General features: G+C 71.5%; 22 protein-coding genes. 10 read left to right on the top strand and 12 right to left on the bottom strand.

Features of this window, described 5'->3' with window-relative positions:
* Positions 1-18: 18 nt before the first annotated feature.
* The gene (locus OG252_RS08625; protein ID WP_266450839.1) at positions 19-234 is read left to right on the top strand and encodes a dodecin; all 216 of its coding nucleotides are present in this window, start codon (positions 19-21) and stop codon (positions 232-234) included.
* Between the two features lie 39 nt (positions 235-273).
* Here the strand turns inward: OG252_RS08625 and OG252_RS08630 are convergent, their stop codons facing one another.
* Positions 274-765, bottom strand: coding sequence for a phosphatase domain-containing protein (locus OG252_RS08630; RefSeq protein ID WP_329334967.1), 492 nt, complete (start codon positions 763-765; stop codon positions 274-276).
* Positions 766-863: 98 nt separating this feature from the next.
* Here OG252_RS08630 and OG252_RS08635 point away from each other — a divergent pair, with 98 nt between their 5' ends.
* From OG252_RS08635 to OG252_RS08650, 4 genes are all read left to right on the top strand, one after another.
* Complete coding sequence (locus OG252_RS08635; RefSeq protein ID WP_329334969.1) at positions 864-2,078, top strand: right-handed parallel beta-helix repeat-containing protein; 1,215 nt, start codon at positions 864-866, stop codon at positions 2,076-2,078.
* A gap of 55 nt (positions 2,079-2,133) precedes the next feature.
* Positions 2,134-2,544: a (2Fe-2S) ferredoxin domain-containing protein gene (locus OG252_RS08640; RefSeq protein WP_329334971.1), complete on the top strand. Its 411-nt coding sequence runs from the start codon at positions 2,134-2,136 to the stop codon at positions 2,542-2,544.
* Between the two features lie 86 nt (positions 2,545-2,630).
* Positions 2,631-2,801, top strand: a complete 171-nt coding sequence (gene rpmF / locus OG252_RS08645; protein WP_095750490.1) for a 50S ribosomal protein L32 — start codon at positions 2,631-2,633, stop codon at positions 2,799-2,801.
* A 6-nt stretch (positions 2,802-2,807) separates the two neighbouring features.
* Positions 2,808-3,980, top strand: coding sequence for a GTP-binding protein (locus OG252_RS08650; protein WP_329334981.1), 1,173 nt, complete (start codon positions 2,808-2,810; stop codon positions 3,978-3,980).
* Here the strand turns inward: OG252_RS08650 and OG252_RS08655 are convergent.
* The gene (locus OG252_RS08655; RefSeq protein ID WP_329334984.1) at positions 3,923-4,654 is read right to left on the bottom strand and encodes a nucleotidyltransferase domain-containing protein; all 732 of its coding nucleotides are present in this window, start codon (positions 4,652-4,654) and stop codon (positions 3,923-3,925) included. The genes OG252_RS08650 and OG252_RS08655 overlap by 58 nt on opposite strands.
* 156 nt (positions 4,655-4,810) lie before the next feature.
* Here OG252_RS08655 and OG252_RS08660 point away from each other — a divergent pair, with 156 nt between their 5' ends.
* Positions 4,811-5,821: an LLM class flavin-dependent oxidoreductase gene (locus OG252_RS08660; protein ID WP_329334986.1), complete on the top strand. Its 1,011-nt coding sequence runs from the start codon at positions 4,811-4,813 to the stop codon at positions 5,819-5,821.
* Here OG252_RS08660 and OG252_RS08665 read toward each other — a convergent pair.
* Complete coding sequence (locus OG252_RS08665; RefSeq protein ID WP_329334988.1) at positions 5,796-6,755, bottom strand: DMT family transporter; 960 nt, start codon at positions 6,753-6,755, stop codon at positions 5,796-5,798. The genes OG252_RS08660 and OG252_RS08665 overlap by 26 nt on opposite strands.
* 84 nt (positions 6,756-6,839) lie before the next feature.
* On the opposite strand from OG252_RS08665, the gene OG252_RS08670 reads away from it, so the two are divergent.
* Positions 6,840-7,427, top strand: coding sequence for a TetR/AcrR family transcriptional regulator (locus tag OG252_RS08670; protein ID WP_329334990.1), 588 nt, complete (start codon positions 6,840-6,842; stop codon positions 7,425-7,427).
* Here OG252_RS08670 and OG252_RS08675 read toward each other — a convergent pair.
* The 5 genes from OG252_RS08675 to OG252_RS08695 all read right to left on the bottom strand — a co-directional run bounded on the left by OG252_RS08675 (position 7,424) and on the right by OG252_RS08695 (position 12,669).
* Positions 7,424-8,221, bottom strand: a complete 798-nt coding sequence (locus OG252_RS08675) for a lysophospholipid acyltransferase family protein (RefSeq protein ID WP_329334992.1) — start codon at positions 8,219-8,221, stop codon at positions 7,424-7,426. The two genes, OG252_RS08670 and OG252_RS08675, sit on opposite strands and share 4 nt — an antisense overlap.
* Positions 8,221-8,991, bottom strand: a complete 771-nt coding sequence (locus tag OG252_RS08680) for a GNAT family N-acetyltransferase (RefSeq protein WP_329334994.1) — start codon at positions 8,989-8,991, stop codon at positions 8,221-8,223. Before OG252_RS08680 ends, OG252_RS08675 begins: the two co-directional genes overlap by 1 nt.
* A gap of 308 nt (positions 8,992-9,299) precedes the next feature.
* A complete protein-coding gene (locus OG252_RS08685; RefSeq protein WP_266450819.1) occupies positions 9,300-10,049 on the bottom strand; it encodes a succinate dehydrogenase/fumarate reductase iron-sulfur subunit in 750 nt (249 codons plus the stop codon).
* Complete coding sequence (locus tag OG252_RS08690; protein ID WP_266450817.1) at positions 10,046-11,998, bottom strand: fumarate reductase/succinate dehydrogenase flavoprotein subunit; 1,953 nt, start codon at positions 11,996-11,998, stop codon at positions 10,046-10,048. Before OG252_RS08690 ends, OG252_RS08685 begins: the two co-directional genes overlap by 4 nt.
* A 2-nt stretch (positions 11,999-12,000) precedes the next feature.
* Positions 12,001-12,669: a succinate dehydrogenase gene (locus tag OG252_RS08695; RefSeq protein ID WP_329334998.1), complete on the bottom strand. Its 669-nt coding sequence runs from the start codon at positions 12,667-12,669 to the stop codon at positions 12,001-12,003.
* 119 nt (positions 12,670-12,788) lie between these two features.
* On the opposite strand from OG252_RS08695, the gene OG252_RS08700 reads away from it, so the two are divergent.
* Positions 12,789-13,676, top strand: a complete 888-nt coding sequence (locus tag OG252_RS08700) for a LysR family transcriptional regulator (protein ID WP_266450813.1) — start codon at positions 12,789-12,791, stop codon at positions 13,674-13,676.
* Between the two features lie 6 nt (positions 13,677-13,682).
* Here OG252_RS08700 and OG252_RS08705 read toward each other — a convergent pair whose 3' ends face one another.
* Positions 13,683-14,573: an NAD(P)H-binding protein gene (locus tag OG252_RS08705; protein ID WP_266450811.1), complete on the bottom strand. Its 891-nt coding sequence runs from the start codon at positions 14,571-14,573 to the stop codon at positions 13,683-13,685.
* Between the two features lie 129 nt (positions 14,574-14,702).
* Between OG252_RS08705 and OG252_RS08710 the strand changes: the two genes are divergently transcribed.
* The gene (locus OG252_RS08710) at positions 14,703-15,548 is read left to right on the top strand and encodes a LysR family transcriptional regulator (protein ID WP_266450810.1); all 846 of its coding nucleotides are present in this window, start codon (positions 14,703-14,705) and stop codon (positions 15,546-15,548) included.
* A 22-nt stretch (positions 15,549-15,570) separates the two neighbouring features.
* Here the strand turns inward: OG252_RS08710 and OG252_RS08715 are convergent, their stop codons facing one another.
* The 3 genes from OG252_RS08715 to OG252_RS08725 all read right to left on the bottom strand — a co-directional run bounded on the left by OG252_RS08715 (position 15,571) and on the right by OG252_RS08725 (position 19,725).
* A complete protein-coding gene (locus OG252_RS08715) occupies positions 15,571-17,706 on the bottom strand; it encodes a putative bifunctional diguanylate cyclase/phosphodiesterase (protein WP_266450809.1) in 2,136 nt (711 codons plus the stop codon).
* Positions 17,703-18,515, bottom strand: a complete 813-nt coding sequence (locus OG252_RS08720; RefSeq protein ID WP_329335002.1) for an SAM-dependent methyltransferase — start codon at positions 18,513-18,515, stop codon at positions 17,703-17,705. Before OG252_RS08720 ends, OG252_RS08715 begins: the two co-directional genes overlap by 4 nt.
* A gap of 232 nt (positions 18,516-18,747) precedes the next feature.
* Positions 18,748-19,725 (bottom strand): SCO0930 family lipoprotein, encoded by a 978-nt coding sequence (locus tag OG252_RS08725; protein WP_266450807.1) that lies wholly within the window; start codon positions 19,723-19,725, stop codon positions 18,748-18,750.
* Positions 19,726-20,141: 416 nt separating this feature from the next.
* Here OG252_RS08725 and OG252_RS08730 point away from each other — a divergent pair, with 416 nt between their 5' ends.
* On the top strand, positions 20,142-20,399 hold the full coding sequence (locus tag OG252_RS08730) for a hypothetical protein (RefSeq protein WP_329335004.1): 258 nt from the start codon (positions 20,142-20,144) through the stop codon (positions 20,397-20,399).
* Positions 20,400-20,445: the final 46 nt, after the last annotated feature.

The following is a 20,445-nucleotide window of genomic DNA, read 5'->3' on the forward strand; positions in this document are numbered from 1 at the left end:
CGCGGAGAGGAGCCCCGCATGTCGAACCACACGTACCGGGTGACCGAGATCGTCGGCACCTCGCCCGAGGGCGTCGACCAGGCCGTCCGCAACGGCATCTCCCGCGCTTCGCAGACCCTCCGCCACCTCGACTGGTTCGAGATCACCCAGGTGCGCGGCCAGATCGAGGAGGGGCAGGTCGCGCACTGGCAGGTCGGCCTGAAGGTGGGCTTCCGCCTGGAGGAGTCGGAGTAGGGGGCGGACCGGCAGCCCCGGCGTTCCGTCGCCGAAGCCTCAGGTCCGGCCCTCCCGCTCCTGCGCCACCTTGAGCTCCGCGGACTGGGCCGTCCAGCGCGCCCGTACGACCCTGAACCCCGCCCGCTCGGCGTCCTCGCACACCAGCTCGTCGTCGTCCACCAGCACCCGGATCTCGCGGGTGCGGGCGAGCCGGCGGAGGATCTCCAGCTTGGTGCGCCGGGCGGGCCTGCGGTCGTCGTTGCGCCGCATGTACACGCGCCCCTCGGGCAGCCCCTGCGCGGCGAGCCAGGCGAGCGTGTCGCGCCGGCAGCGCTCGGGCCGCCCGGTGAGGTAGACGACCTCGCACTCCCGCGCGCTCTGAAGGACCAGTGCGATGCCCTCGGCGATCGGCGGATCCTGCGGCGCGGCCGCGAAGAAGCCGTCCCAGTCACGGGGCTTGGTCTCCAGGAACCGCTGCCGGTGGGCGGTGTCGGCGAGAGTGTTGTCCAGGTCGAACACGGCGAGCGGGAGGCTGTTGCTGTCGGTCACGCTCCCCACCCTAGACACCCGGCAACACCCGGCAACCTTCGCGCCCCCGGCGGCCACTGCTGTGCGACATGGCATGCACGGCAAGGGCAGGAGACCTCATGCGCGACAGGCGCAGCACAGCGATCTGGACGGCGGCACTGGTGAGCGCGGCACTGCTGGGGACATTAGGCCCGGCCGGTACGGCATCGGCCGCCCCCAGGACCCTGATCGTCGCCACGAGCGGCAACGACTCCGCACCGGGGACCCTCGCACAGCCCCTGCGGACCGTTCAGCGGGCCGTCGACCTGGCCGCCCCCGGCGACACCATCGCCGTACGCGGCGGCACGTACCCCCTCACCGACAACATCACCATCACCACCTCGGGCACCTCCTCCGCGCCCATCACCCTCGGCGCCTACCAGGGCGAGCGGGTCGTCATCGACGGCGAGCAGCTGCCCGCGAGCCACACCCCCGTCGGCGGGAGCATCGCGCGGCCCGATCGCGGGGCGATCCACCAGGAGGCGTCGTACTGGCGGATCTCGGACCTGGAGATCGTGAACGGTCCGTACGGCGTGTACTGCGACGGCTGCAACGGCAATGTCTTCGCGCGGCTGAAGACCCACGACAACTACGAGTCCGGCTTCCAGCTCCAGGGCGCCTCCAGCAACAACCAGATCCTGAACCTGGACAGTTACGCCAACCGCGACCCGCGCAAGAACGGCGAGAGCGCGGACGGCCTCGCCATCAAGGAGGGCAGCGGCACGGGCAACGTGGTGCGCGGCGCCCGGCTGTGGAACAACGTCGACGACGGCTTCGACAACTGGAAGTTCACCTCGCCGGTCGTCGTCGAGAACACGGTCGCGTACGGCAACGGCTTCAACCGCTGGGGCTTCCCGGACTTCGCGGGCGACGGCAACGGCTTCAAGCTCGGCGGCGGCAGCCCGGCCCCGGCGGTGGCCCACACCCTGCGCAACAGCGTCTCGTTCAAGAACGCGGCGCACGGCATCACGGACAACAGCAACGCCGGCGCCCTCGCGCTGACCCGCAACTCCACCTTCTCCAACGCGGGTACGGGCTTCGACGTCGACGTCTCGGGCGGCAAGGCCGTCCTCACCGCCAACCTGTCCGTGGCCGACGCACGTGCCGTGGCGCTCGGTTCGGCGACCGTCTCCACCGGCAACTCCTGGAATCTCGGCGGCACTTGGAACGCCGCCTCGGTCCTGAGCACGGACCCGGCTCCCCTCACGGGCGCGCGGGCGGCGGACGGTTCCCTGCCGTCGGCACCGTCGTTCCTCGTCCCGCGGAACGGGGCGAACATCGGGGCGCGATTCTGACGCGAAGGGCACCCCGGCGGCGACGGGTGATCGGGGGAGGCCGCATGCTTCTTCCATGCCTTCGACGCCCCGTACGCGCCTGACCGGCTCCGGTTCCGGTTCCTGCACCCTCGTCGTCTGCCGGGGCTGCTGCTGCGGCAACGCCCGCAAGCAGCCCGGCACCGACCCGGCCTGGCAGCTGGAGCTGCTGCGCGCCGGCGCGGCCGAGCACGGCTTCCAGGTGCGTACGACCGACTGCCTGGGCCCGTGCGACCAGGCCAACGTCATCGTGGTCCGCCCCTCGGCCGCCGGACGCCGGGCCGGCGGGCGGGCCACGTGGATCGGGTTCGTGAGGGACGACGACAGCACGGAGGAGGTCATACGGTGGGCGGCCGCCGGCGGCCCGGGGGTCGCCGAGCCGCCGCTCACGCTGGAGATGCAGTTCATCCGGCCGCCGCGGGACGCGCGCGTGCGATCCCGCCGCTGAGCGGCACGGGTCGTCCGCGCGCAATTGTTAATGGGATCCATTTTCATGTAGCGTCCTCGGTGCTCACCCCATCGAGGAGGACCGTCATGGCCGTACCCAAGCGGAAGATGTCCCGCAGCAACACCCGCCACCGCCGCGCGCAGTGGAAGGCCGCCACGCCGACGCTGGTGCCCGTCACGATCGACGGCGTGCGTCACCTCGTACCGCAGAACCTGGTCAAGGCGTACGAGCGCGGGCTGCTGCGCCCCGAGGGCTGAGCGCCGGTGTCGTACGACCTGTTGCCCGTGACCGTGCTGTCCGGGTTCCTCGGGGCGGGCAAGACCACGCTCCTCAACCACGTCCTCGCCAATCGGGAGGGCCTGCGCGTCGCGGTCATCGTGAACGACATGAGCGAGGTCAACATCGACGCGGCGCTGGTGCGCGGCGGTCGGGCGGCGCTCTCGCGGACCGAGGAACGCCTGGTCGAGATGACCAACGGCTGCATCTGCTGCACCCTGCGCGACGACCTGCTGGAGGAGGTCGGCCGGCTGGCCCGCGAGGGCCGCTTCGACCACCTGCTGATCGAGTCCAGCGGGATCTCGGAGCCGATGCCGGTGGCGGCCACCTTCGCCTTCGCCCGTGACGACGGCGCCACCCTGGGGGAGGTCGCCCGGCTGGACACGATGGTCACGGTCGTGGACGCCGCGAACTTCCTGCCCGAGCTGGCGAACGGCGACGAACTCGCCGAGCGCGGGCTCGCCCCCTTCGAGGACGACGACCGTACGGTCAGCGATCTGCTGGTGGACCAGGTCGAGTTCGCCGACGTCATCGTGCTGAACAAGCTCGACCTCGTCGACGAGGACTCCGCGGCCCGGCTGAGGGCTGCCCTCGGCCGGCTCAACCCGGTCGCACGGATCGTCTCCGCCACGGAGGGACGGGTGGATCTGCGGGAGGTGCTGGGCACCGGCCTGTTCGACCTGGACCGGGCCCAGCAGGCGCCGGGCTGGGTGCGGGAGCTCAACGGCGAGCACGTTCCGGAGACCGAGGAGTACGGGGTCTCCTCCACCGTCTTCCGCTCCGAACTCCCCTTCCATCCTGCCCGGTTGTGGGACTTCGTGACGGAGGAGCTGGACAGCGGACGGTACGGGCGGATCCTGCGGTCGAAGGGGTTCTTCACCCTGTCCAGCCGCCCGCATGTGACGGGTCTGTGGTCGCAGGCCGGGGCGGTGGCCCGGTTCGAGCCGTCCGCCGCCCGCGATCACGACGCCCCGTTCGCACAGGAACTGGTCTTCATCGGCACCCAGTTGGACGCCGACGCCCTTCGGGCCGCCCTCACCGCCTGCCTTCTGCGCCCGGCCGAACCCGCCCCGCCGGCCGACCCGTTCCCCGCCTGGGACACCTACGGCATCGACGAGGCCTGCGAGCACGAGCACGAGGCGGAGGTCTCCGCGGTGTAGAACGCACCGCGGACCCTGTGCAGCCACGCCTCGACGGCCGCCTCGTCGGGCCGCTCGGGCAGCACGGTGGGCGTCTCGTCGAAGGCGGCCTCGTAGTGCCTGAGCAGGGGCAGCGCGGCCGACGGGTCGGCGGCGACGCGCTCGCCGAAGGCGTGGTAGTCCTCGGGGTCCTCGACGCGGATCTCCAGCCGGCCGGTGGTGTACAGCGCCAGGCCCTGGTGGCACAGCCGCTTCAGGTGCCGGGCGTGTTTCGCGGTGCGCTTGCGGGTGTCCGCGGAGAACGAACCGTCGCCGCGGCTCTCCAGCCGCCGGAACTGCTGGGTGGCGTAGCCCAGATAGGCGTCCCGGACCCGCCCCGCGCTCAGGAACGACGTGCGGATGCCGATCAGTTCCTCGCCGAGGGGGGTGCGCACCTCGTACAGGTCGTCCGGGAGCCACACCAGCTCCATGGCGGTCGGATTGCCGCCGAGGGCGAGGCGGCACCACTTGGCGGCCTCGTGCAGGGTGCGGTCCGGTGCCGTGCTGACGTGGGACTCCTTCGGCGTGCGGAGCCCGTGCAGGGCCTTGGTGGGCGCGGCGAACATGCCGAGCCGGTCGATGTCCGAGCCCTCGTGGGCAAGGCCGTACGCGGTCGAACCGACGATGCCGGACAGCAGGATGTTCGCGACGGCCATGGCCGGTCCCCCCTCTTCACGCGCCGCACCCGGCGATGCCGGGCCGTGCCGCCCCATTGTCCTGACGTGCGGGGACGCGGTCACCGGGTTTTCGGCGAGGCGGCACCGGCGGGAAACCGGCGGGAATGCCACGACCCGTCACGCGTTGAACCCGGTGTGAGTTCCTCGATCGCCACCACCCGCTTCTCCGTCCTCGACCGCTCCCGCACCCGCGAGGGCCACCCGGACGCCGAGGCACTGCGCGACACCGTGCGGCTCGCGCAGGAGCTGGAGGGGCTCGGCTATCACCGCTTCTGGGTGTCGGAGCACCACGGCGTGCCCGGGGTCGCCGGTTCCGCGCCGACCGTCCTGGCCGCCGCCGTGGCCGCCGCGACGCGGACGATCCGGGTCGGCACCGGCGGCGTGATGCTGCCCAACCACCAACCTCTCGTCGTGGCCGAGCAGTTCGGGGTGCTGGAGTCCCTCTTCCCGGGTCGGATCGACATGGGGCTCGGCCGTTCGGTGGGCTTCACGGACGGGGTGCGCAAGGCGCTCGGGCGGGACAAGGACGTCGCCGAGGACTTCGAGGGTCAGCTGGACGAGCTGCTCGGCTGGTTCCGGGGTACGTCCCCGACCCGCGTGCACGCACGGCCCGCCGAGGGTCTGCACGTGCCGCCCTTCGTCCTCGCGATGGGCGAGGGCGCCGCCATCGCGGCCCGCGCGGGCCTGCCGATGGTCATCGGCGACCTGCGCAACCGCGACAAGATGCAGCGCGGCATCGACCACTACCGCTCGCACTTCCGCCCCTCGCCCTGGGCGCCGGAGCCGTACGTCGTCATCTCGGGCACGATCGCGGTGGCCGCCACGCCCGAGGAGGCCCGGCGGCTGCTGGTCCCCGAGGCCTGGTCCATGGCGTACTCGCGCACCCACGGCACCTTTCCGCCGCTTCCGCCCGCCGAGCGTGTGGAGACGCTGACGATGAGTGCCAAGGAGCGCGGCTTCTACGAGTCCGGGCTCGCCGGGCAGCTCGCCGGCACCGAGGAGCAGGTGACCCACCAGTTGGAGACCCTGCTGAAGGAGACGGGAGCCCAGGAGGTCCTGGTCACGACCAGCACCTACGACCGCGAGGCCCTGCTGGACTCCTATCGGCGGCTCGCCCGGATCACGACCGGCATGTCACCCGCGTAGGAGACCTGCGGCCGTCACCGGGCTCGTCCTGATCTTCGTCGGGGTGGTGGCCGTGCGCCTGCGGCGCGCGAGGACTCGCGGAGTGCACGACGGCGACCGCCCCGAGGGAGACCGCCAGTCCGGCGGCGGTCTGCGGGGTGAACGGTTCGTCGAACATGGCGGCGCCCCAGACGGCCGTGACCGGGGCCATCAGGAACATGAGCGTGTTGACCTTGGTGACGCCGGAGCGGCGCAGCACGAGCCAGTAGAGCCCGTATCCGCCGAACGTCGACAGCGTCACGAGCCACCCGATCGCGATCCAGAACGACGACGTGGAGGGCGGCGCGGCCGACCCGGTCGCGAGGGCGGCGCCGGTGAAGACGAGCGCACTGGTGACGCAGTGGACGGTCATCGACACCGCGGGCGTGACCTGCGTACGGGAGCGCTGTTCGAGGAACGTGGCCGCCACGAGCGAGAGCATCCCCGCGAACGGCACGAGATAGGTCCACCAGGCCACCCCGCTGTTGGCCCCGGCGTCGGCCGTGGTGACCAGGGCGACGCCGGCGAGCCCCAGGCAGAGGCCGAGCCACTGCCGGCCGGAGACGTACTGGCGCAGCAGCGGGCCGGCGAGGGCGCCCGCGACGAGGGGCTGGGTGCCGTCGATCAGGGCGGTGGTGCCGCTCGAGACGCCGAGCTGGATCGCCCAGTAGACGGTGAGGAGGTAGCCGCTCTGGGAGAGCAGCCCGATCAGGGCCTGCCGGCCGAGATCCCGCGCGGTCAGTCCTCGCCACGAGGCCCTGCCCAGAGCGAGGGCGGCCACCGCGAGCACAGCCGCCAGTGGCAGGAACCGCCACATCAGGATCGTCACGGCACCGGCGTCCTCGGTGCCCAGCTTGGCGCCCACGAACCCCGAGCTCCAGCACAGCACGAAGGCGACGGAGAGCAAGAGGTTCACGACTCATCACCCCACCACAGTGACTATACAGATCGGTATACCTGTCTCCGTGAGCCACTATACAGATCGGTATAGCATTGAGCCATGGGCACCACGCGGATCACGATGACCCCCGGCGCACGCCGCGCCCTCGCGGCCGCCTCGCGGCTCTTCTACGAGCAGGGCATCCACGCGGTCGGAGTGGACCTGATCGCCGCCGAGGCCGGGGTCACGAAGAAGACGCTCTACGACCGGTTCGGGTCCAAGGAGCAGATCGTCGTCGAGTACCTCGCCGACCGTGACGACCGCTGGCGGGCGTTCGTCACCCAGTGGCTGGAGCGGACCGAGCCGGGATCCGTCGACCGGGTACTGGCGGTCTTCGACGCCTCGAAGGCATGGATGACCGAGAGCAGCCCGAAGGGATGCAGCATGGTCAACGCGCACGCCGAGATCAGCGATCCCGCCCACCCGGCCTACGCGATCATCACCGGCCAGAAGCAGTGGATGCTCGCACTCTTCACCGACCTGGTCCGGGCCTTCGCCCCGACCCGGGCCGACGAACTGGCCCGCACGCTCATGCTGATCCACGAGGGGGCACTGGTCGCCCACGGTCTGCGGATCTTCCCCGACCCGATCGGGCACGCGCGCGACCGGGCGGGCGAACTCCTCAAGGACGCCGACGACAGACCTTAGGCCGCGTGGGCATGCTCCGGCTCGGGCAGCGCTTCCCACTGCGCCGCCCGGGCCAGCGCGCGGCGGTCCGGGTGACTGCCCGCCGGGATCACGGCCCGTACCTCGACCTCGGCCACCAGCCCGCGTGCCGACGCCACCCGCCACAGCGAGGCGAGCAGGGTGTCCTCGCCGACGAAGGCGGGCGCCGTGCTGGCCGCTCCCCGAGCCGTGCGGTAGTGGATGCGAACGGGCTGGACGGGCGCCCCCGCGTCGAGCGCGGCCTGGAAGACGGCCCGGCGGAAGTGCCCCTGGGCACGGCCGCACCAGGTGCTGCCCTCGGGGAAGGCGACGACCGCGGAGCCGTCGCGCAGCGCCCGGGCGACACCGGCGACCGTGGCGGGCAGCGCGCGCAGCCGGTCCCGCTCGATGAACAGCGCGCCCCGCGCGGTCAGCGGCCCCGCCACGGGCCACCGCCGGATCTCGGCCTTGGCGAGCATCTTGGCCGGGCGTACGGCACCCAGCAGCGGTATGTCCAGCCACGAGATGTGGTTGGCGACCAGAAGCAGTCCGCCGGCGGGCGCGGCGGCGCCGGTCATCCGGACCCGCACCCCCGCGGCCCGCACGACCGTCCGGCACCACCACCGCACCACGGCGGTGGGGACGAGCCCGCCGATCGGCGACAGCAGGACCCCGGTGACCACCAGGACCGTCACCGCGGCCAGCCGCAGCACGGCCAGCGGTACGGCGACGGCGGCCCCGGCCGGCTCCACGCACGCCCTGGGGGTGCAGGGCGCGCCCGGCAGCCAGACGCTCATCAGGCGGGGACGAGGGAGAGGAAGTGCCGCAGGTAGCGCGGGTTGACCCGGCGCATCGACAGCAGCACGTACAGGTCGGCGACCCCGAAGTCCGGGTCGTGGGCGGGCTCCGCGCAGACCCAGGCGCCGAGGCGGAGGTAGCCGCGCAGGAGCGCCGGGAGTTCGGTACGCGCCGGGACGCTCACGTCCTTCGGCACCCACGGCAGCAGCGGCCGTACCCGGAACTCCTCCGGGGCCAGGTGCTTCTCCCGTACCCGGTCCCAGGTACCGGCCGCGACGGTGCCGCCGTCGGCCAGCGGGATGGAGCAGCAGCCGGCGAGCCACTCGTGGCCGCGGTCCACCATGTAGCGGGCGATGCCGGCCCAGATGAGGCCGATGACCGCGCCGTCCCGGTGGTCGGGGTGGACGCAGGAGCGGCCGACCTCGACGAGCCCCGGGCGGATCGGGTCGAGCGGAGTGAGGTCGAACTCGCCCTCCGAGTACAGCCTTCCGGCGACCGCGGCCCGCTCCGGCGGCAGCAGCCGGTACGTCCCGACGACCTGCCCGGTCGTCGTGTCGCGCACGAGCAGGTGGTCGCAGTACGCGTCGAAGGCGTCGACGTCGAGTCCGGGCTGCGCGGAGGTCAGGAGGGCGCCCAGCTCCCCGGCGAACACCTCGTGCCGCAGCAGCTGCGCGGCCCGCACGTCGGCCTCGTCGCGGGCCAGGGTGACGGTGTAGCGGGTGGGGGCGGTGGACTGCGGGGGACGGTCGAGCGTGGAAACGCCGGTCATGGCACTCTCCTGGTCACAGGCCGGAGGCGGCGAGCGGTGCCGCCGCTCCTGTTGTGCCGACGCCGGCTGTCCGGCGCGTGACCCGCGCAGAGAGACCTGATGTGGGCTTGTTGAATGCCAGGGGTGCCTGGCGGGGCCGGGGTTGAGCACCACGGCGGCCCCGCCCGTCCGCACCTTGTCGGCGAACGTTCTTGAGCAGCGGCGTCTAGGGGGTTTCTGATGGATATCCGTGGAAGAAGGAGCGGCGTTCGGTGCGGCGAGAGTGCGTGCCGGGCGTCGCGACGCCGCGGAGATCCATCAGAAGCCCCCTAGCGCTTCGCCACCTTGCGGGTCGCGCGCAGCCACTCCTTGTTCATGCCGGTGATGGACACCAGCGGGATGCCCTTGGGGCACGCCGTCGCGCATTCACCGGCGAGCGTGCACCCGCCGAAGCCCTCCTCGTCCATCTGCGCCACCATGTCGAGCACGCGGGTCTCGCGCTCGGGCGCGCCCTGCGGCAGGACGTTCAGGTGATTGACCTTGGCGGAGGTGAACAGCATCGCCGCCCCGTTGGGACACGCGGCCACGCACGCCCCGCACCCGATGCACTCGGCGTGCTCGAAGGCGAAGTCCGCGTCCGGCTTCGGTACCGGCGTGGCATGGGCCTCCGGCGCCGCGCCCGTGGGCACGCTGATGTACCCGCCGGCCTGGATGATCCGGTCGAAGGCGGACCGGTCGACGACCAGGTCCTTGATCACCGGGAACGCGGACGCCCGCCACGGCTCGATGTCGATCGTGTCGCCGTCCTTGAAGGACCGCATGTGCAGCTGGCAGGTGGTGGTGCGCTCCGGGCCGTGCGCGTCACCGTTGATCACCAGGCTGCACGCCCCGCAGATGCCCTCCCGGCAGTCGTGGTCGAAGGCGACCGGGTCCTCCCCCTTGAGGATGAGTTCCTCGTTGAGGGTGTCGAGCATCTCCAGGAAGGACATGTCGGAGGAGATCTTGTCCACCTCGTAGGTGGACATGGTGCCTTCGGCGTCGGCGTTCTTCTGCCGCCATACGCGCAGGGTGAGCTTCATGCGTAGCTCCGCTGAGTGGGGTGGACGTACTCGAAGACCAGGTCTTCCTTGTGCAGGACGGGGGCGTCACCGGTGCCGGTGAACTCCCAGGCGGCCGCGTACGCGAACTCGTCGTCCCGGCGGGCCGCCTCGCCGTCGGGGGTCTGGGACTCCTCCCGGAAGTGGCCGCCGCAGGACTCGGCGCGGTGCAGCGCGTCGAGGCACATGAGCTCGGCGAGCTCCAGGTAGTCGACGACGCGGTTGGCCTTCTCCAGCGACTGGTTGAACTCCTCGCCGGTGCCGGGGACCTTGATGCGCCGCCAGAACTCCTCGCGGATCTGAGGGATCCGCTCCAGCGCCTTGCGCAGTCCGCTGTCGGTGCGGGCCATGCCGCAGAACTCCCACATGAGTTCGCCGACCTCGCGGTGGAAGGAGTCGGGGGTGCGGTCGCCGTCGACGCTCAGCAGCAGGTTCAGCCGGTCCTCGGTCTCCGCCAGCACCTCCTGTACGACGGGGTGTTCGGCGGTGACGGCCTCGTGGTGCGGGTTGCGGGCGAGGTAGTCGTTGATGGTCGCCGGCAGCACGAAGTAGCCGTCGGCGAGGCCCTGCATGAGGGCGGAGGCGCCGAGCCGGTTCGCCCCGTGGTCGGAGAAGTTGGCCTCACCGACGGCGAACAGGCCGGGGACGGTGGTCTGGAGGTCGTAGTCCACCCACAGCCCGCCCATGGTGTAGTGCACGGCGGGATAGATCCGCATCGGCACCTCGTACGGATCCTCGTCGGTGATCCGCTGGTACATGTCGAAGAGGTTGCCGTACTTCGCCTCGACCGCCTTGCGTCCCATCCTCTTGATGGCGTCGGCGAAGTCGAGGTACACGCCCTGCCCGCCGGGTCCGACGCCCCTGCCCTCGTCGCAGACGTTCTTCGCGGCGCGGGAGGCGATGTCACGCGGGACCAGGTTGCCGAAGGACGGGTAGATGCGCTCCAGGTAGTAGTCGCGCTCGTCCTCGGGGATCTTGTTCGGAGGCCGGTCGTCGCCCTTGGCCTTCGGCACCCAGATCCGGCCGTCGTTGCGCAGCGACTCGCTCATCAGCGTCAGTTTGGACTGGTGCTCGCCGGTGCGCGGGATGCACGTGGGGTGGATCTGTGTGAAGCAGGGGTTGGCGAAGTAGGCACCGCGCCGGTGCGCCCGCCAGACGGCGGTGGCGTTGGAGTTCATGGCGTTCGTCGACAGGTAGAAGACGTTGCCGTAGCCGCCGCTCGCCAGGACGACGGCGTCCGCGAAGTAGGTGTCGACGCGCCCGGTGATGAGATCCCGGGCCACGATCCCGCGCGCCTTCCCGTCGATGACGATCAGGTCGAGCATCTCGGTCCGCGGGTGCATCTCGATGTTCCCGGCGGCGATCTGCCGGGACAGGGCCTGATAGGCGCCGAGGAGCAGCTGCTGACCGGTCTGCCCTCGGGCGTAGAAGGTCCGCGACACCTGGACGCCGCCGAAGGAGCGGGTGTCGAGCAGACCGCCGTACTCCCGCGCGAACGGCACGCCCTGCGCCACGCACTGGTCGATGATCTCGACGGAGATCTGCGCGAGCCGGTGGACGTTCGACTCGCGCGCCCTGAAGTCGCCGCCCTTCACCGTGTCGTAGAACAGACGGTGGACCGAGTCCCCGTCGTTGCGGTAGTTCTTCGCCGCGTTGATGCCGCCCTGTGCGGCGATGGAGTGGGCGCGGCGCGGGGAGTCCTGGTAGCAGAACTGGACGACGTGGTAGCCCTGTTCGGCGAGGGTGGCGCCGGCGGAGCCGCCCGCGAGACCCGTGCCGACGACGATCACGGTGTGCTTGCGCCGGTTGGCCGGGTTGACCAGCTTGGCCTCGAAACGGCGCTTGTCCCAGCGCTCGTTGACGGGTCCGGCGGGGGCCTTCGTGTCGACGACCGGTTCTCCGGTCGTGTAATCCACGTACTCAGCAGTCATCTTCAGCTCACCACTCCGGTCATGACGCCCACGGGTACGGCGATGAAGCCGGCCGTGAGCAGCAGCGCGAGGACGTTGGCGACGGTCTTCAGGGCGCGGTCACGGGCCCGGCTGCCGACGCCCATGGTCTGGGCGGCGCTCCAGAAGCCGTGCCGGACGTGCAGGCCGAGGGCGAGCATCGCGACGATGTAGATCACGTTGCCGTACCAGGTGGAGAAGGTGTCCACCACGTTCTGGTACGGGCGCCCCGCCTGGAAGCCGGGGTGCACGGTGCCGGTCGTCAGGTCCAGGATGTGCCAGACGATGAACAGACCGAGGATGATCCCGCCCCAGCGCATGGTGCGCGTCGCGTAACTGGCCCGCGGCTTCTTGTGGACGTACTTGCTGGGGCGCGCCTTGATGTCGCGGCGGCTGAGCTGGTACGCGGACGTGGCGTGGGCGACCACCGCGACCACCAGCACCACGCGGATGAGCCAGAGCGTCCACTCGTAGTGCATGAACGGCTCGCCGACGGTGCGCAGCCAGTGCGCGTAGTGGTTGAACTCCCCCGCGCCGAAGAAGATCTTCAGGTTGCCGATCATGTGGGCGACCAGGTACAGCAGCATGATCAGGCCGCTGACGGCCATCACGGACTTCTTGCCGACGGAGGAGTCCCACACGGTGCGTGCCATGGACGGTCGTCGGTCCGTCCGCGTTGCCAGAGCCATGTCACAGCACGCTACGGGCGCGCCGCTGATCGGTCCAAGACATGGTCCGGCTTGATTCCATAGCCTGCGGCTATCGTAGGCCCATGCAGTTCCAGCAGCTCCAGTACTTCGTGGCCGTCGCCGAGACCCGGCACTTCACCCGCGCCGCCGAACTCGTCCATGTCGCCCAGCCGTCCCTGTCGCAGCAGATCAAGGCGCTGGAGCGGGAGTTGGGCGCGGATCTGTTCCTCCGGGCGCGCGGCAACATCACGCTCACCGACGCGGGCGAGGCCCTGCTGCCGCTGGCCCGGCGCATCCTCGCCGACGCGGACACCGCCCGCCACGAGGTGCTGGAACTGGTGCAGCTGCGCAGCGGCCGGGTCCGGCTGGGCGCCACCCCGAGCCTGTGCACGGGTCTGCTGCCGGACGTGCTGCGCGCCTTCCACGACCGCTACCCGGGCATCCGGCTGCTGATCGAGGAGGGCGGCTCGCACGATCTCGTACGGGAACTGGCACGCGGCGCCCTCGACCTGGCTCTGGTCGTCCTCCCGCTGCCGACGCCCTCCCCCGCGCTGACGACGGTGGAGCTGCTGCGGGAGGACCTGGTGGTCGTCTCGTCTCCGGAGGCACCGGCGCCGGGCGGCCCGGGCCGGCGCACGGTCCGGATCGCCGACCTGGAGGGCGAGCGCCTGGTGATGTTCCGGCACGGCTACGACCTGCGCGAGCTGACCGTGGCGGCGTGCCGCGCCGAGGGCTTCGAGCCGGACTTCGCGGTGGAGGGCGGGGAGATGGACGCGGTGCTGGGGTTCGTACGGGCGGGGCTCGGCGTGGCCGTCGTGCCGCGGATGGTGGCGACCCGGTCCGGGCGCGGGCTGCGGGTCACTCCGCTGGCCCGGCCCGGACTGCATCGGATCATCGCCCTCGCACACCGCAGCGACGTGGCTCCGCCGCGGGCGGCACGGGAGCTGCAGCGGATGCTGCTGGAGCGCTGAGGCGGCTCAGCCCCGTACGACCGGCCCGAACACCTCCTCGCACCACTCGCGGAAGCCGGTGGGCGCGGACTCGGGGGTGGTCGGCGCGTCGGCGCCGTAGAAGCCCTGCTCGTTCAGGGCGTCCACCATGTCGGCCAGACCCCGCGCCCAGGCCTCGGTGGCCCCGAAGCGCCGCAGCGTCTCCCGGTGCTCCGCGCTGCTCGTCCGCTCCACGCGCACCGGCCGGCCCAGTACCTCGGAGAGGACCCCTGCCATGCCCTCGGGCGTCAGGTCGTCAGGTCCGGCCAGCGGGACGTCGCGCCGTCCGGTCCAGTCGGGGGCGAGCAGCAGCCGGGCGGCCTCGGCGGCGATGTCGCGGGTGGCGCAGGTCCGCAGGACGCGGTCCGGGGCCAGTGCCACGCGTAGCACCCCCGCGTCGCGGATCGACTGTGCCTGGTGGAGCAGGTTCTCCATCAGGAACGGCGCACACAGCGCCCGGTAGTGCACGCCCGTGGCCGCGATCGCGTCGTCGGCGGCGAGCGACGCCGAGATCTGCCCGGCGTTCTTCGCCACACCCCGGCCCAGGGTGGAGACGCCGACGACCCGCTCGACGCCCTGCTGTCCGATCACCTCGCACATCGGCTCGGTGAAGGCGCGGAAGTGGCCCTCGACGGTGTCGGCGCCGGGCGTCGGCGGTACCAGCCAGAACACGCGGTCGGCGCCCGCGCACGCCTCCTTCAACGCGGCCGGGTCGGCATGCGAGCCCTGCACGACCTCGACGCGGTCCCGCGCCCGCGCGGACAGGCGGGCGGAATCCCGGACGATCACCCGGATCCCCCCGGTGTCCTCCGGGGCGTCGAGGAGGCGGTCGAGGACCTGGCTGCCGATCTGGCCGGTCGGAGTGGTGACGACGATCATGAAAAGTAACTCCCTCGAGGAACGCTTCACTTGACGTCGTCGAGCCTGCGGCCCGGCCTGCCCGAACTGAAGGACCGCTTCCCTCTCGCTTGTTACCCTCAGGGCAATACCGATTCCAGAGGGGCACCTGTGGACTCCCGCCTGCTGCGCTACTTCGTCGCCGTCGCCGAGGAACTCAACTTCGCCCGCGCCGCCGAGCGGCTGGGCATCTCCCCGCCGCCCCTGTCGCGCGCGATCCGCCAACTGGAGACGGAGCTCGGCGCCACCCTCTTCGAGCGGACCACCCACACCGTGGTCCTCACGTCGGCCGGCACGGTGCTGCTCGACGAGGCGCGGTTCGCCCTCGAGGCGCTGGAGGCGGCCGGTCGGCGGGCCCGGCGCGCCGCGGCCCCGGAGCCGAAGCTGGTCCTGGCCGTCAAGGCCGACGGGGACGCGGGCCTGCTGGAGCCGATCCTGGCACGCTACGCCGACGAGCCGGCGGCCGTACCCGTCGCCGTGCGACTGTGCGGGTGGCACGAACAACCGCGGCTGCTGCGCCAGGGCGAGGCCGACGCCGCCCTGGTCCACGAACCGTTCGACCGCACCGGCCTGGACGCCGAGACGCTGGCCGCCGAACCCCGCGTCGCGGCTCTCGCCGCCGGGCACCCGCTCGCCGCCCGCGACCACGTGACACTCGCCGATCTCGGCCTGCACCCCGGTGAACTGCGCCGCCACCTCAGGGAGATCCGCAGCGAAGGCCGCGACCTCGCCCAACTGCTCATGCTCGTCGCACTGGGCGACGTCGTCCCTCTGCTGCCTGCCTCGGTCGCCGCCCGCTATCCGCGCCCGGGCGTCGTCTACCGCCCGGCCCCGGACGCGCCGCCCGCGGTCCTGACCATCGCCTGGCCGCAACAGTCCCGCTCGACGGCCACGGCCGCACTGGTCCGCGCCGCCACGTCGGTGGCCGACACCGTACGGGAGCGGCAGTCGGGTTGAGATCCGGTACGACCGCCTCGGCTCAGCCCGTCGCGTCCACCAGCGCCAGCTCGTGCAGCCGCTCCGGTGGGCCCGGGCGGGCGTAGTACCAGCCCTGGGCGGTGTCGCAGCCCAGTATCCGCAGTTGCTCGGCCTGGGCGCCGGTCTCCACACCCTCCACCGTCACCGCGAGGTTCAGGCTGTGGGCGAGGGAGACGATCCCCTCGACGATCTTGAGGTCGACGGGGTCGGCCGGGAACTGCTGCATGCTCTGGGTGAAGGAGCGGTCCAGCTTGAGGATGCTCACCGGCAGACGGCGCAGGTTGGCCAGGTTCGAGTAGCCGGTGCCGAAGTCGTCCAGGGCGATGTCGACGCCCATCTCGGCTAGCCGCCGCAACGGCTTCAGCAGATCGTCGTCGGCGCCGATCAGCGCCGACTCGGTGACCTCCAGGCAGAGCGCGTCGGGTTCGACGCCCATGCGCTCCAGGATGTCGACGGTGTCCTGCACCAGGCCGGGATGGGTGAGCTGGCAGGGCGAGAGGTTGACGTTGATCCGCATCGGGACCGCCGCGTCGTACCGTTCCCGCCACTCCCGGGCCTGGCGCACCGACTGCTCCAGGACCCAGCGGCCCAGCGGAACGATCAGCCCGGTGTGCTCGGCGAGCGGGATGAACCGGTCGGGCCCCAGCACTCCGTGCTGCGGATGCAGCCAGCGCACCAGCGCCTCGGCCCCGCGCACGCTGCCGTCACCGAGGTGGACCAGCGGCTGGTACTCGATGAAGAACTCGCCCCGGTCCAGAGCCGTCGGCAGCGCCGTGGTCAGCCCATGCCGGGTGATGGCACGGGCGTCGGCCTCCGGGTCGGCGAGCTCGAAGCGGTTGCCGCCCGCCGACTTGGCCCGGTACATGGTGATGTCGGCACTGCGCAGCACCTCGGCCGGGCTGCGCTCCCCCGCCGGACCCTCGACGATGCCGATACTGCCGCGCACGGTCAGCTCACGGCCGTCGACGCTGATGGGGGCGATCATCGCGTTCATGATGCGCGCGGCGAGCTCGTCGACCTCGCGCTCGGTGTCGGCCCCGGTGGTCAGCGCCACGAACTCGTCGCCGCCGAGCCGGGCGACCATCTCGCCGGGTGCGGTCGCGCAGGACTGCAGCCGGTCGGCGACCTCGACGAGCAGCCGGTCGCCGGCCGCGTGCCCGAGGCTGTCGTTGATGGTCTTGAAGCCGTCGAGGTCGAGGTAGCACAGCCCGAACCGCTGGCCCTTCCCGGCGCCCAGTGCCTTCTCCAGGCGCTCGAAGAAGAAGGTGCGGTTGGGCAGGCCGGTGAGCGCGTCGTGGGTGGCCTCGTAGCGCAGCCGCAGATTGAGCAGGCGGCGCTCGGTGGTGTCCTCCATGAGGGCCAGCTGATACTGCGGGTTGCCGTCGGCGTCGCGCAGCAGGGAGACCGTCAGGTTGGTCCACAGGACCGTTCCGTCGGGGCGGTGGAAGGCCTTCTCCGTGTGGTAGTGCTCGCGCTCGCCGCGGACGAGTTCCTCGTAGAGCTTCCAGGTCTGGGGCGCGTCCTCGGCGTGCGTCCACTCCATGACGTTGCGGTCGCGCATGGTCTGCTCGGAGACGCCGAACATGCGCAGCAGCGCGCCGTTGACCTGGAGGACGTTGCCTTCGAGGTCGGCCATGCCGATGCCTATGGCCGCACCCTCGAACACGGCGCGGAAACGGGCCTCGGTCGCGTGCAGCGCCTGGGCGACCACGCCCTGCGCCTGCAACGCCGCCTGCGCGATGGCCTCCTGCTCGGCCAGCGTCCGCTCGCGCAGCGCCGCGGCGAACCCGGCGGCCATGGCGTGCTGCAGCCGAGCGGCGCGCGCCCGCAGATCCTCCTGGACGCCGTCCTCGCCGCAGTAGAGGACCAGGTAGGCGTCCACGCAGTCCAGGGTGCGGCTCAGCGCCTCCGGGTCGGTGCAGTGCACGTCGACCAGGGCGGCGCCCACCGCCTTCGCCTCGTCCGCGTCGTAGGTCCTGGCCTTGAGCGCCTCGCTCAACCGCCGGGCCAGCGGCAGCAGTTGCTGCTCGAACTCGGGCCGGGTCGCGGACGTCGAGGTCACCGGGAACACGGCCCGGCTCCAGATCGTCGCGAACCGCCGCAGTCTGTCCTCGGGCCCGTCCGGTTCCGCGCTCACGCCGTACGCCCCACGCCCGCGAACCCGGAGAACGCATACGGATCCTCGTCCTCCGGTGCGGTGTCCGGCCGCCAGTGCGGCATCGCCACGAGTCCGGGCTCCACCATGTCGTACCCCTCGAAGAACCGCGCGATCTCCTCGCGCGAGCGCATGATCAGCGGATTGCGAATGTCCTTGTACACGTCCACCGCGCCCTCCGCCCGTTCCGCCGGCAACGGGACTCCCTCGTACGAGGCATGCGTCAGGAGCAGCAGGCTGCCGGGCGCGAGCGCGTCGCGCAGTTCGGCCACCGCTGAGTACGGGTCGTCCGCGTCTTCCACGAAGTGCAGTATGGCAACGAGAAGCAGCGCCACTGGCCGGTTCAGGTCGATCAGCCGCTGCACTTCGGGGCTCGCGAGGATCTCCTGGGGCTTGCGGAAGTCGGCCGCGACCACGCCCGCGCCCTCGTTGCGCGCGAGGACCGCCTCGCTGTGCGCCACCGCCACCGGGTCGTGGTCCACGTACACCACGTGCGCGTCGCCACACGCCGCCTGGGCCACCTCGTGGACGTTTCCGAAGGTCGGGATGCCCGAGCCGATGTCCAGGAACTGGGTGATGCCCTCGTCGACGGCGAAGCGCACCGCGCGGCGCATGAACGCCCGGTTCGCCTGCATGATCTTGGGCAGACCCGGCATGAACTCCATGGCCTTGCGGGCCGCTTCCCGGTCGACCTCGAAGTTGTGCGAACCGCCCAGGTAGTAGTCGTAGATGCGCGAAACGCTCGGCACCGAGATGTCGATGCTTCGTGGGGCCCAGGCGGGACGCTCCATCTATCTCTCCAAGGCGTAGGCGATCCGGTGTTCGAGCAGAGGCTACTGATCGCCCGCCAATGGAGCGAGCAGAAACGGAAATTGACCGTCCGTTCCCGGTCACTGCCTGCGGCACGTGCCGATTTGATGCCCGGCCGCATCCGTCACGAAAAGTGCGGTGAACGACGGCAAACCGGTCCGCCCCCTCCGTGCGGCGCGGAGGGGGCGGACCGGTTGATCGGATACGCCGTTGCTACTGCCCGGGCGCTCCGACCGGCTTGCCGTCGGGTGCCACGGCGTACCAGGTGCCGCCGACGCCCTGGCCGTTGGTGTCACCGGGCTTCTTGTCGCCGGCGAAGGTGTAGATCGGCACGCAGTCGATGGACTGCTGCTTGATGCCGTCGGGGCGGTCGAAGACCACATAGCCCCGGTTGGGCGTGGATCCCTGCAGATCGATGCCCTTGGTGTCGTTCGCGTCAACCGGTGCGACGACGGGCCACTTGTCCAGGCAGTCGCCGGTGCACTTGGTGGACATCGGCCACTGCGTGTCCTTCATGAAGCGGTAGACCGTGTGGCCGTCCTTGTCGATGACGATCTCACCGAGCTTGGGGTCCTTGCGGGTGGACAGCCCGGGCAGGTCGGCGGCGGCGGCGTTCTTCGCCTTCTTGCCGTCGGGGGCCAGCGCGTACCACTTGCCGCCCACGCCCTGGCCTGCGACATCGCCGGCCTTGGTGTCCTTCGCGAAGCGGTACGCCGGCCAGCCGCCGATGGTCAGCTGCTTGGTGCCGTCGGCGCGGGTGACCTCGCCGAGCTGCGACGCGTCGACACCGGCACCGGCCTCCGCGTCGTCCGCGGGAACCGGCGGCCAGGCGGTGGCACAGTCGCCGCTGCAGTTGGACTTCGGCGGTTCGGCCGTGTCCTCGTCGAAGCGGTAGAGAGTAAGGCCGGCGCTGTCGGTCAGCACATTGCCGAGTTCCGCGTTGGTGGACACGTTCAGTTCGCCCGCGGTGGACGCCTGGGCCGCTGCGCCCTGCCCGGCCTCCGGAGTGCTCGTGCCGGAAGCGGTACCGGTACCGATGCCGCCCACGGTGTAGTCGCCCGCCGCGGCCGTCGCGCCGACGTTCTGGCTGCCGGTCGACGGTGTGCCGCCTTCCTGGCCGCACGCGGTCGTCAGCGCCAGCACGGCCGCAGCGCTCGCCACGAGTGAGGCGCTCCGCCAGGAGGTCTTCATCGTCAACTCCCCATACTTTCAAAGGTGTTGCAACGCCCTGCTGCGCCGCTGCACGACCATGGGTACGCACGGGGGACACGGTTGTGTTCAAACGCCTCGAACATTTCTTTTCGAAACCTGTGACTCCGGGGGTTCCCTCTTTCGGGGCAATCCCCTCGTGGCCGGGCGTGCGAGGGCGCGCCAGGCCTCATGATCTCCGTCGTGCATCGACCCGAACCGACCCAACCCGCCCCTGCCATACGGGCGTTTGCCCTGTTGGCACTGACGTGGCTGCTCGTGGGCGCCCCGGCCGAGGTGGCCGTGGCCGACGCCTGCGCCTTCGCCTCGACGGGGCCGGGCGGCACGCAGGCGGTGGCGGTCGCCGGCGGCCTCACCTGGCCGACTCCCCCGGCCTGCCCACCGCCTCCCCCTCCGCCGTGCCCGACCCCCACGCCCACACCCACACCCACCCCCACTCCGACGCCCACCCCCACTCCACCGAAGCCCACCCCCACTCCTACGCCCACGCCGCCGAAGCCGACCCCGACGCCCGAGCCGCCGCCGGCGCCACCACCGGCACCGCAGCCCGCGCCACCCCGTCCGCAACCGACCCCCACACCGACTCCGACTCCGACTCCGCCCCCGCCTCCGCCGCCCCCGACCCCGACTCCGACTCCGTCGGCGAAGCCCACTGAGCGCCCCTCCGCCGCCCCGGTCACCTATCCGCGGTACACGGCGCGC

The sequence above is a fragment of the Streptomyces sp. NBC_01352 genome (assembly GCF_036237295.1).
GTDB classification, from domain to species: domain Bacteria; phylum Actinomycetota; class Actinomycetes; order Streptomycetales; family Streptomycetaceae; genus Streptomyces; species Streptomyces plumbiresistens.